Below are 12117 nucleotides of genomic sequence, written 5' to 3'. Positions count from 1 at the left end.
GACGAAAAACCTGCTCGTCAGCTATAGTGAGGATGCTCTTGGATTCTTTTAATTAATTTGAAAGCGCAACATCTTCTGCCCTAGCAGAAAGGAGCGTATTTAAATGGTTGAACGCGTAACCGCAACTCCTGCCGCCCTTGGATTAATTGATAAGCTGAAAGAGAAATATGGTCCTCTTATGTTTCACCAATCAGGAGGCTGCTGTGACGGCAGCTCGCCAATGTGCTATCCTGAGGGTGAATTCCTAACGGGTGACAGCGATGTATTGCTTGGAAAAATCGGCGGCTCCCCTTTTTATATTAGTGAAGCCCAATATGAATATTGGAAACATACACAGCTTATTATCGATGTTGTCGATGGACGCGGCGGCATGTTTTCACTTGAAGGACCTGAAGGCAAGCGATTTTTAACGAGATCACGTGTCTTCACATCTGAAGAACGCCAAGAATTAAATATATGAAAATAGAAGGATCGGTGTTTCACCGGTCTTTTTTTATTTCCTATCAGCCTATCGTTTCTCCTTACATCAAAAAAGAATATGTACAAGCCAAAAAATAATCTTTACAATAAAAGAAGAAAGAAAATTCAAACTTCAACCCTCAGGAAGAAGGGTGAGTAACGATGTGCGTATAAAATCATACAAAAGAGTGAGGTCTGATAAGATGAATCAGCAAGAGGGGTTACTATCAGTTGAAACAGATCGTAAAGAAATCCATTTTCCTCTTTCATTTGAAGAGTGGGAACAAAAAGCGGCCGGCATGATGCAGCCAGGCGGCTATGGCTATGCCTGCTCAGGTGCAGGAAAAGGAGAAACAGGCAGAAGAAATGAAGAAGCTTTTGGAAAGTGGGCGATTGTGCCAAGAATGCTAAGTGATGTATCGGATGGAGATATGAGCGTCACGTTATTTGGCCGGACGTATAAGACGCCATTTTTATTGGCACCCATTGGCATGCAAAAGCTGGCTCATCCGGAAGGCGAACTTGCCTCTGTGAAAGCAGCTTCCAATTTAAATGTTCCTTTCATATTAAGTACTGTCGCGAGCCATTCAATCGAGGAAGTAGCTGCCGCTGCCCCGACGGGTTCTAAATGGTTTCAGCTTTACTGGTCGAACAATGAGGAAATCTCCTTTAGCATGGTAGAAAGAGCAGAAAAAGCAGGCTACGAGGCAATTGTTGTGACGGTGGATACAGTTAGAACAGGCTTCCGCGAAACAGATATTCGCAGTGAGTTTTCTCCGCTCTCCAAAGGCTTGGGTAAAGCAAACTATGTAAGTGATCCAGCATTTATGAAGGCACTAAAAAGCCAGGATGACGATGCTATTGTTGCCTCCATACTAGAAAACATTCAAACCTTGTCTCTTCATTGGAGACATATCGCCAAATTAAAAGAAAGAACAAACTTGCCTATTTTATTAAAGGGCATTTTACACCCAGAAGATGTCCAAACGGCGTTAGAATATGGCGTAGATGGCATCATCGTTTCCAATCATGGCGGACGGCAGCTCGACGGCGTTATTGGTGCCCTTGATGCGCTTCCTTCCATTGCGGAGGCTGTTCAAAAAAGAATACCAGTTTTATTTGACAGCGGCATCCGACGAGGCACTGATGTTGTGAAGGCTCTTGCTCTAGGCGCAGACGCTGTGCTCATTGGGCGCCCATTTCTTTATGGCTTAGCTGCTCACGGACAGCAAGGAGTGGAAAAAGTGATCGAGGGTTTCACCCGCGAAACTGAAATTTCTCTCTCCCTTTCTGGTATAGCTAACTTATCTCAAATTGGCAGACTTAAGATGGTAAGAGCCTAACGATGATTTTTCAAGAACTGATTTAATACCTGTTTGACAGGTCGTTAAATCAGTTCTTTTTATTAGTAAGCAGCTGAAAAAGACATTATATTAGTCGTTTTCCTATTTTATTATCCAAAGCTGCTATTCTAATCTCCAATCTCTTCCTTTCCGCAGGCAATTCACTGGAAGATTGCCTCTAAACCTTGTATCATTGCTTAGTGCAGAGCCCATAAGGAGGGGAAAATATGACTGCCATTCAAACAAAACACTTTCAAGGTATTCCTTTATCCGTACTAGATCTAGCTCCGATTATAGAAGGAAGCAACGCTGAACAGTCTTTTAAGAATAGTACCGACCTAGCTCAACATACAGAAAAGTGGGGATTCCACCGTTACTGGCTGGCCGAGCATCATAATATGCCAGGTATCGCTAGTTCCGCCACCTCTGTCATTATTGGCCATATCGCCGGAGCGACTAAGCAGATTCGTGTCGGCTCAGGAGGCATTATGCTTCCTAATCACGCCACACTTGTGATAGCAGAACAATTCGGAACGCTCGAATCCTTATACCCCGGGCGAATCGACCTTGGGATTGGCCGCGCCCCCGGCAGTGACCAGGCAACCGCTTTTGCCCTGCGGCGCACCCTTCACAGCCGCGTCGAGGATTTTCCGTTACAGTTAGATGAGCTTCAAGCCTACTTTGAAGTAAACCCGTCTGCCCGTGTTCGTTCATTTCCTGGTGAAGGCTTGAATATACCGATCTGGCTGCTTGGCTCAAGTGATTTCAGTGCCCGCCTTGCTGCTGAGAAAGGCCTTCCTTTTGCCTTTGCAAGCCACTTTGCATCGGAGTATACATTGCCGGCTTTAAAAATTTATCGCGATCACTTCAAACCTTCCCATGTCCTGAACGAACCTTACGCGATGGTTGGAGTGAATATCATTGCCTCAGACACGGAAGAAAAGGCTCAATGGCTAGCCACTTCCCAGCAACAGCAATTTTTGAGCTTAAGAAGAGGAGAGCCGACACAGCTAAAGCCGCCGATTGATGATATTGATGCCGTGTGGAGCCCTTTTGAGCGTGCAGCTATTGAAAAAACGCTTGATTCACGGGCAACCATTGTCGGTACGCCTGATATGGTTAAACAAAAGTTAACTAGCTTCCTCGAAGAGACAAACGCTAATGAAATTATTGTAAATTCACAGATTTTCTATCATGAAGATCGGTTGCGTTCTTATGAAATTGTAGCGAACATGATGGAATAGCTGCCATATAAAATGCCCGGCAATTAATAATTGCCGGGCATTTTGATTTATCGATCTACTCTGTTTTTATCTGTCGTTCAGCAGTTCTGCTTTTTGTTTGATGTCCTTGTTTAACCGCCTTCTCCAAACGACGAAAACGTCGTAAATCTGCTTTTTGAATCGGAAGCGGTTCTTTTCTAATCAGCTTTGCTGAAGAAACCATCATAAAAGAAATCCCTCTGAAACAACCTGCCTTTTTGACTATAAAAAATAGCCTGAAGCGGCGTTATGACCGCTTCAGGCTATTTCGATTTTTATTCATGTACTAGCTGTTTCAGCTTTACATTTCTTGCTTCTTGTTCTTCCTCAGAAGCTAAATCATATTTTTTTAATAAATGAAATAGTTCATTCAAAGTATCCTGTTCATGCTCAGTTTTCAGGAAATTATACAGAGTTTCATATAAGCCTAGAGAGATAAATGCCTGTTGGCTTTCGAGCTTCTGAATGACATCTTCACGTGAATGATCAATGTTACATTGTCCCATGGAACCCACCCTTTCCAATTGTTCTATTTCTCTTCTTATCTACAATCTAACACAAAAGCAAAGGCTCCTCATCTTCCCCGCTCATAGACAGGTCAGCCTGGACATTAAAAATTGACTTTGCCTACACTCTGAGCAGGCGTTAATAGCCTCTATAAACATAAGGATCTTTCGGCTTATCAATACTATGCCAATCTTTTATAAGCAGAACGGGGATCGTTGATTTAAACGGCTGGTAATACATTGATGATAATGTGCCTTTTACGTGTATCCAATCATCGTCTTTAAAATTGCTTCCTTTAGGAAATTGAACGAGCATCCCAAAAGCACCCGAATCGGCAACACAATGAATCACACCAAAGCGAAGAACAAACAGCTGACGCCTATCTGTGTTTTCACCATGAAAGGCAAAACCATCGAATTCAATTTCCTTTCCGAGAAAGTCACCAGGGAAATCATAGATCGTTTCCATCCCTTTTAAAAACTGATCGTCATTCAGAACAATGTGCTGCTTAGAGACATATTTGGCTAATTCCTTCGCCATTAATTCCTCATAGCCCTCTTTTCCATAATAAATACTCGTATCAGGCTTCAAATATTGGGTTTGAGCATAATGATCAGCCGCCTCTATTTGCTCCATTGGCTTGAATGAAAATCCCTTTGATTTAACAATGGTCGAATCAAGAGTAGCAATCGGAAAGAACAAACCCGATATTAACGGAAAAACAAACACAAGATAAAAAAGCCACCGCTGATAAAAAGGCTTTTCCTTTTCATGAACGTGATCATGGTCACAGCAATGTTCATCTGCCGATTCTCCATCTCCTCTGAAATAGTCATAAGCCTGGACAACTGTGAGCAGCGCAAAGATAAAAATAGCGCTATAAGACAAATAAGCGTATTTCATATTAATGTATTTGGAAATGTTACCGGAAGCATGGAGATGAAAAAAGAAAAAAGTGAACAGCAATAATATATAAACTCTAAACATCCCATCCCTCCTTTAAATTAACAATGAACCAATGAATACAAAAATGGCAATATAGACGATCAAATACATGACAAAGCGCTTTTTAAATGTCCCTAGCATCATTAAAAGATTTTTAATGTCTACCATCGCTCCGAAAACAAGAAAAGCAATTAAGGAACCTGTGGAAAATGTGCTTCTAAAAGAGGACGCAATAAAAGCATCCGCCTCTGAACAAAGGGATAAAACAAAGGCTAAGCCCATCATGACAAGATGAGAAGCTGCTTCTGTCTGTCCGATTTCTAGCAGGGTCGAGGTTTTTACATAGGTTTGCATCGCTGCAGCAATGAATGCCCCGATAATTAAATATTTACCGACCGAGAAAAATTCCTCTATCGCATGCCGCAGCATGCCGACAAACTTTTTACTAAACGTCTGCTTCCCTGGAGCATGGCAATGAGTATGCAGGGAGCCTTTATCTAAAAGCTGGCTCCCACTAAATTGCCACGAAATAATCGATCCAACCAAAATCGCTACGATAAATGACAACCCCCCGCGGTATAAAGGCATGTCCCATTGGTTTCCAAAGGCAATATATGTTGAAAATAAAACGATGGGATTAATGACAGGCCCTGTTAACATAAAGGCAATGCCCGCATGCAAAGGGACTCCCTTTAAGAGCAGCCTGCGGACAATGGGAACAATGCCACACTCACAGGCCGGGAACAAAGCACCGATAAACGCAGCAGATAAGACAGCTAGAAAACGATTTTTTGGTATAACTTTTGCTATCATTTCTTCTGTAATAAACATCTGAATAAAGCCGGAAATGAAAACGCCGATTAACACAAAGGGAATCGCTTCTATTAGAATACTAATAAAGATCGTGTTTAATTGTAAAAATGATTGCGAGAACATATACATCCACACCAATTTGACAGTTTTGGAGATCAACGACCTATTATAACACGGTGTTCCTTATTCCCTCTCTTGAAACAACCTCCGTAAATAAAAAAGGACTGTTCCAGAAGCCAACGCTTTCGAACAGTCCTTTCATCTATTCCTCTTTTGGAGTGTCTTTTTTAAAAAACCATCCCACTTTCGGTCTTTCGTGCGGTGTGAGATTCATGATGAAATAGCCAATAATCAAAATTAAGACGACAAGCGAGTATAGCAATGTATTAATCGGATGATCGTGATCCACGATAATCAATCGTATCATAGCCGTAATACCTATGTATAGAAAGTATCTGAGCGGAAAATGATAGTCTTCTTTAAAATATTTCACAATCATCGTGATAAACTCAAAATATAGAAAGAAGATAAGGATATTCGCAAGAAAAAGCTTATAATCGTTCGTGCCACTTTCGACTAAAATATTACCGAAAACAATTAGTTCCTTCACTAATAAAAAAGATAAAATAATAGCAAGAAGAATGAGAGATACATTCAATATCGTTTGAAGAACCTTAGGAATGACCTGCAAGATATCGGTGAAGTCCTTTTTAGTTTTAGTCACGCAACCTTTCCCCCATTCTATTTCGGAATAAGACCATTCAACTATTTATGCATCTATCTGTTTATTGTAGGTAATCAGCCCCTTAAAAACGATAATAAGTATATATCTTATTCTAACTATTTTTAAAATTCAAGATAGTTTTATCCGTACTCTTTACAATTTTTTAAACGTTAAGCGGCTTCAAGTTTACAATTCGTTTCATCTAACCGAGCACCATTTATTTTGCTGATTTAACAATTCCATGAAAAAACGGCTCCTTTTTTAGAGCCGTTTGATTATTCTCCACAGATTTGTAAATTACAAAGATCATTGTAAGACTTAACGCGATTCCTGCCGTCTTGTTTTGCCTTATATAAAGCTTTGTCGGCAAACTCTATGAACTGGTTTGTGTGTTTATCTTTTGTTGGAATAATAGTTGCGATCCCTAAGCTGATCGTGACATACTGGCTGATTTTTGAACCTGAATGCGGGATTTTCAAATCCTCTACCGCGTGTCTAATTGTTTCCGCTGTTCGCTGGACGTCATCATGATTCGTCTCCGGCAAGACGACACTAAACTCTTCTCCCCCATACCTAAAGACCATGCCTCCAAACTCTATCACAACGTTACTAATTTTCGCAGCTACTTTTCTTAAACAATCATCTCCTGCTTGATGGCCATACGTGTCGTTATAGGCTTTAAAAGAATCTATATCAAGCATGATCAGAGAAAAAGACGTAGAATTTCTTAACGCACGACTCCACTCTATTTCTAATTTCTCATCAAACGTCCGGCGATTCCACACCCCTGTTAATCCGTCCTTGGCAGATAGATCATGTAAAATTTTATTGGCTTCTTCGAGTCTTTGCTCTGCCAATTTTCTTTCGGTTATATTGCGGGATATTACGATTAGTTGAGGTTCCTCTGGATCTTTCCCTTGTAAACTCTTAATAGAAGACTCAAACCAAATATACTCCCCATCTTTCCTACGAATTCGATAAGTCGAAACGACGTATCCAGTATCAAATAAAATTTGATGGTTTTCTCTTATCATTTCTATATCATCCGGATGAATAAAGAGGTAACTGTCGTGACCTATCACTTCTTCATCTTCATATTGCAATATTTCCTTTCCTGCTGGTGATACGTACAAATACTTTCCGGATGAATCATGTATCGTAATCACATCACTTGAATAGTCCGCAATCATCCGGAACCGCTCTTCACTTTTTGCAATGGAGTCTATATGACTTTCAATCAATTCACCCATGCTATTGAAATTATCACAGAGTTCTTGAAGCTCTCTTGCATCCTCTTTATAAGAAGTTTTATCTAAACGATATTCATAATTTCCTTGGCCGATTTTTCTTGTTCCTATTAATACTTTCCGGATAGGGGCTTCTACTTGATTAGATACCCAAATCATTAAGATGTACCCTATTATAATCACAATTAAGATAACGAAAGAAAATATCATAACCATATGGTAAAAGGACTCATAAATTTTACTTTCTGTTATTTCACCAATAATAAGCCACTGATTATCATGCACCCATCTATAATCTCCTAGTACAGTCTCGCCATTAGGGGCTGTGTAAAATTGATTCTTAATGTTACTTCCCGCTAATGCTTGTTTATATATTTTGGATTTAATATTTTTCCCTATTTTGCCTTGGCGTGATTCGCTGATTAACATACCATTTCTTTCAACCAAATAGGTTTCCCTTGAACTATCCTGATATTGCCTCATGACATTGTTAATGGTTTTGATTGGAACTGGTCCGAATACTAGCCCCTGAAAATGCCCCGCGTCATTATATACGGGAACAGAAAAAATAATAATCGGCTTATTGGACTGCCTGCCAATTAATACATCTGTAATGAAAATATTCCCTTTTTTCGCTTCTTTAAAGTAAGGCCGATCCGATAGATCCAACCCTATAGGTCCTGTCGTATCAACTTCCGTTATTCCATTCTTATTCACATATACAATACCGCTAAACTCTGGGTGATTTTTATCAACTGCTTTTAATGCACCCTCCATCTTTGCTATATCCCCCGCTTTTACAGTCGGGAGTTCAGAGATAGATTTAATATCTGCTAACCTGTCCTCAAACCAATTGTCTATTACTAATTGCTGCAAGTTCATTGTTTTCTCAATTGCAACGTTAGCTTCCTCTCGCTTTTGGCCTCTCTCTATTATGACAAGAGGGATGGAGGCCAATAAAACGAACACTACCGTAAAGCAGATGAACCAAAATCGCAGCCTTCCTTTTAAGCTTGATATTTGAAATAAGTGAACTATACGGTTAAGAAACATCAGATCCCCTTCCTTCACCATGTTAAAAAACAAAAAAGACCAACAAGTGTTGGTCGGTTGCATCACTCGCTCCCTATACTTCAGATGCCCAAGTTAGAAGTATAGTTCATAGCCCCATCTGCTCTTTGATAATTACTTTTTATATGATTCAGTAGATTTCCAGTTTATACATCAATTGCAACTTCATAATATATCATAAAATGATAAATTTCAACAGTTTTAGTTATACCATCCTATTACTAACTGCCTATTCGAGAACATTACTTAGTCTATCTATCCTCAAAAGCAATAAAAAAGCAGATCTTTGCCGGAAACAAAGGTCTGCTTTTTTACATTATTCACCTAAATCTACATTGTGATACACTTGTTGAACGTCTTCCAAGTCTTCTAAAGCATCAATCATTTTTTCAAATTGAGCTTTTGCATCTTCTGGAAGCGTCACTTCATTTTGTGCGAGCATGGTCAGCTCAGCTACTGTAAATTCTGTAATCCCAGCGCTCTTTAATGCTTCTTGTACGGCATGGAATTGATCAGGTTCAGCGTAGATGATGACAGCGTCTCCTTCTTCAAGAATGTCGCGTGCATCCACGTCTGCTTCCATTAAAATTTCCAGTATCTCATCAGCTGTTTTGCCTTCTGCCCCAATAACAGCCGTAGCGTCGAACATATAGGCAACGGATCCGCTTACTCCCATATTGCCGCCGTTCTTACCGAAAGCTGCCCGCACTTCTGATGCTGTACGGTTTACGTTATTTGTTAAAGCGTCAACAATAACCATCGATCCGCTCGGTCCAAAGCCTTCATAGCGAAGCTCATCATATGTCTCATCTGATCCTCCCTTTGCTTTTTCAATGGCACGATCAATAATATGTCTAGGCACGTTGTATGTTTTTGCCCGCTCAAGCACAAATTTTAATGCTTGGTTGGATTCGGGATCAGGTTCTCCCCGTCTCGCTGCTACATAAATTTCACGTCCGAATTTAGCATATATACGGCTTGTGTTAGCGTCCTTTGCTGCTTTCTTTTCTTTAATGTTGTTCCATTTACGTCCCATCGTAAACACTCTCTTTCCAATTTGAATCTGAATTAAATGATGAATGCAAAATAAGCTGGCTTTTCAACACTTTTTCAAAATAACTATATGGAGCTTGTGACGACTTTATATAACGAATCAAATACGGTGTCAAATCATGTGCAGATTATATTATACCGCAATTAAAGCCGCTTTGAAACAAAGAAGAGCAAGGTGTTTCTCCATTTTTTTCAAAAATCAAGCCATCCAAATCCATGACAGCAACCTTTTATCATGCTGAACTATCGAGTGTAGAATCGTTCTCACATTCCTTTACATATGAAAAAGGAGAGTTCTTAAGCTGCTTGCTTTCGATTTAGACCATACGCTTTCTGATCCAGATTTACCGATGCTGCGAGAAGCCGGTGTGGCGATTAGAATCGGCTTAGAAGAAGCAGATTACACCTTCAGCCATATTAGAGGTCCAGTTTCGTTTATTAAAGAGCAGCTCATAGCATCATAAAACAGGCCTTACGAGAGGTTCTCTTTAACCTCATAAGACCTGTCCACTCTCTTTATAAATCACGGGCATTAAAGGTGTCTCCACCCTTTAAACTGCCAGAACGAAAGCCTTTATAAAACCAGCGTTTTCTTTGCTCGGAAGTTCCATGTGTAAAGCTTTCCGGAACAACATAGCCTCTCGCTTGTTTTTGCAGAGTATCATCTCCAACAGCGCTGGCCGCGTTTAAAGCTTCTTCAAGATCTCCTTCTTCCAGCAAGTCCATTCCTTGCGCATGATGAGCCCAAACACCGGCCAGATAGTCGGCTTGCAGTTCGAAACGAACGAGATATTTATTAAACTCTTCCTCACTCATCCGCTGGCGAAGAGGCATAATCTTGTCACTTGTGCCAAGAAGCGTTTGGACGTGATGGCCAACCTCATGAGCAATGACATAGGCCATCGCAAAATCCCCAGGTGCGTGAAATCTTTGCTGCAGCTCATCGTAAAAACTTAAGTCAATGTATAGCTTTTGGTCACCTGGACAATAAAATGGCCCCACTGACGCACTAGATGTTCCGCAGGCAGACTGCACACTATTTGTATACAGGACGAGCGTCGGCTCTTTATACACTAAGCCTTCCTGCCTAAAAATCTCTGACCATACATCCTCTGTATCAGCCAGCACGACAGATACAAACTCTGAACGCTCTTTTTCCGCTGCTGTTTCTTCGTAAGGAGTATTATTATCATCAACCGTTTGCAGACCGTTCATCAGTTCTGTCGGATCACCGCCAAGGAAGGTAAAGACGAGTAAAAGAATTAAACCGCCGATCCCTCCTCCAATAAGTGTTCCTCCGCCTCTGCCTCTCCGGTCTTCAACGTTTGTGCTTTCTCTTCTTCCTCTCCACTTCATCCTTCTTCCTCCCCTGGTTGCTTCGTCACTAGTGTTATACCCAGGATTGGTTAATTTAAAAAAGAAGATTTTGGATAATAAAACGGTTCATTTAGATAGTAAATCGTCCTGTTGGCTAATAAAATACTAATTTGTGATAATAAACAGCTAATATGGGCGAATAAAGCGGTTCAGGAACCGATCGCGCCCGCTACATCATATAACTGCAGATCAATGTTAACCTCTTCACCAAGAGCCAGCTTAGCGAGCTGCGCGCCAAGAAACGGTCCGGCTGTTAAACCGGAAGCACCCAGTCCGTTGGCGAGAAGAAGGTTTTTAAAGCCTGGTACCTCGCCGATGATCGGCAGAAAGCCCGGTGTGAATGGACGAAAGCCGACACGCGCTTCAAGAAATGTACCGTCAGCCAGACCGGGGGCAACAGATAATGCTTTATCTAATACTTCATGTAAGCCGCCAGCTGTGACACGCCGATCAAAATGTTCATGTTCTTCATGCGTAGCGCCAATTACAATACGGCCTTTGTCGAAAGCAAGAATGTACTGATCATTTGGCGGCATAACGACCGGCCATTTAGCCGTTTCGGTATCCTCCAGTTGAAGATGAACAATTTGCGCTTTTTGTGAAGTCACTTGAAAATTCAAACCAAGCGGTGCCAGCAGTTCAGCACCCCAAGCTCCTGCTGTCAAGATGACGCAATCTGCTGCATATGCCTTACCTTTTACCCGTGCACCTGTCACTTGACCGTCTGTATGCTCCAGCTCCGCAGAACCATTTACACATACAGCACCATGCTTCTGTGCTGCCCCGAGAAGCGCATTTCGTAAGGCCCGGCCGTTCACACGTGCAGCACCGCTCACATGTACAGAAGCAAATGCTGTTGATAACGGCGGAAATAGTTCAGTAGTGACAGCGGGTGTCAAAGGACGAACCTCGCCGATTTCTGGAGCATCTTCCCGTCTTTTCAGAGCCCTTTCTTCCATTTTCTCAAGCCTTTCAGCATCCGTATGCAGACTAATAGCCCCTACTTGCTCGTATCCCGTTTCCATTTCTCCATCTTTTTCAAGCTGTTCAATCAGTGAAGAATAATACGCGGCCCCGCCTTTTACGAGTGCGTACCAGGCTTTATTCCGCCGCTGGGACAGCCACGGACAAATAATCCCGGCAGCCGCATCTGTCGCCTGTCCTGCATCCCGCCGATCTATGACTGTTACATTGGCTCCTGCTTTTGCCAAATGATAAGCTGTTGATGCCCCTAAAATTCCTGCACCCACCACAATAAAATCTTTCATATGAACACCTTTTTCAATTATATTTCACTAATCTGTTCTTCCTTTAGA

At 41.4% G+C, this 12117-nt stretch carries 12 protein-coding genes and 1 riboswitch; of the genes, 3 read left to right on the top strand and 9 right to left on the bottom strand.

Annotated features, from left to right (window positions below; all coding sequences use genetic code 11):
- Positions 1-103 precede the first annotated feature (103 nt).
- The 3 genes from A8F95_RS05245 to A8F95_RS05235 all read left to right on the top strand — a co-directional run bounded on the left by A8F95_RS05245 (position 104) and on the right by A8F95_RS05235 (position 3046).
- A complete protein-coding gene (locus A8F95_RS05245; protein ID WP_065409579.1) occupies positions 104-460 on the top strand; it encodes a DUF779 domain-containing protein in 357 nt (118 codons plus the stop codon).
- A gap of 202 nt (positions 461-662) precedes the next feature.
- Positions 663-1802, top strand: a complete 1140-nt coding sequence (locus A8F95_RS05240) for an alpha-hydroxy-acid oxidizing protein (RefSeq protein WP_065409578.1) — start codon at positions 663-665, stop codon at positions 1800-1802.
- 227 nt (positions 1803-2029) lie between these two features.
- Entirely contained in the window at positions 2030-3046 is a 1017-nt protein-coding gene (locus tag A8F95_RS05235) for an LLM class flavin-dependent oxidoreductase (RefSeq protein WP_065409577.1), read from the top strand.
- 55 nt (positions 3047-3101) lie between these two features.
- Here A8F95_RS05235 and A8F95_RS22340 read toward each other — a convergent pair whose 3' ends face one another.
- The 9 genes from A8F95_RS22340 to A8F95_RS05195 form a co-directional block, all read right to left on the bottom strand.
- Positions 3102-3251 (bottom strand): hypothetical protein, encoded by a 150-nt coding sequence (locus A8F95_RS22340; protein ID WP_176713630.1) that lies wholly within the window; start codon positions 3249-3251, stop codon positions 3102-3104.
- An 88-nt stretch (positions 3252-3339) separates the two neighbouring features.
- The gene (locus tag A8F95_RS05230) at positions 3340-3570 is read right to left on the bottom strand and encodes a group-specific protein (protein WP_065409576.1); all 231 of its coding nucleotides are present in this window, start codon (positions 3568-3570) and stop codon (positions 3340-3342) included.
- Positions 3571-3709: 139 nt separating this feature from the next.
- Entirely contained in the window at positions 3710-4558 is an 849-nt protein-coding gene (locus tag A8F95_RS05225; RefSeq protein WP_065409575.1) for a TIGR03943 family putative permease subunit, read from the bottom strand.
- 12 nt (positions 4559-4570) lie between these two features.
- Positions 4571-5452, bottom strand: a complete 882-nt coding sequence (locus A8F95_RS05220) for a permease (RefSeq protein WP_065409574.1) — start codon at positions 5450-5452, stop codon at positions 4571-4573.
- Between the two features lie 139 nt (positions 5453-5591).
- Positions 5592-6053 (bottom strand): phosphate-starvation-inducible protein PsiE, encoded by a 462-nt coding sequence (gene psiE / locus A8F95_RS05215; protein WP_065409573.1) that lies wholly within the window; start codon positions 6051-6053, stop codon positions 5592-5594.
- Positions 6054-6328: 275 nt separating this feature from the next.
- The gene (locus tag A8F95_RS22020; RefSeq protein WP_065409572.1) at positions 6329-8353 is read right to left on the bottom strand and encodes a diguanylate cyclase domain-containing protein; all 2025 of its coding nucleotides are present in this window, start codon (positions 8351-8353) and stop codon (positions 6329-6331) included.
- Between the two features lie 42 nt (positions 8354-8395).
- Positions 8396-8478, bottom strand: a riboswitch (cyclic di-GMP riboswitch).
- Between the two features lie 209 nt (positions 8479-8687).
- The gene (locus A8F95_RS05205; protein ID WP_065409571.1) at positions 8688-9407 is read right to left on the bottom strand and encodes a YebC/PmpR family DNA-binding transcriptional regulator; all 720 of its coding nucleotides are present in this window, start codon (positions 9405-9407) and stop codon (positions 8688-8690) included.
- Positions 9408-9940: 533 nt separating this feature from the next.
- Positions 9941-10780 carry a KPN_02809 family neutral zinc metallopeptidase gene (ypfJ, locus tag A8F95_RS05200; RefSeq protein WP_065409570.1) on the bottom strand — a complete coding sequence of 280 codons (840 nt, stop codon included), beginning with the start codon at positions 10778-10780 and terminating at the stop codon, positions 9941-9943.
- A 170-nt stretch (positions 10781-10950) separates the two neighbouring features.
- On the bottom strand, positions 10951-12069 hold the full coding sequence (locus tag A8F95_RS05195; RefSeq protein ID WP_065409569.1) for an NAD(P)/FAD-dependent oxidoreductase: 1119 nt from the start codon (positions 12067-12069) through the stop codon (positions 10951-10953).
- Between the last annotated feature and the right edge of the window lie 48 nt (positions 12070-12117).

Origin of the sequence: Pseudobacillus wudalianchiensis (assembly GCF_001685015.1) — a bacterium.
In the GTDB taxonomy this organism is placed as follows: Bacteria; Bacillota; Bacilli; order Bacillales; family Domibacillaceae; genus Pseudobacillus; species Pseudobacillus wudalianchiensis.
This window is presented reverse-complemented; position numbering and strand designations above follow the sequence as displayed.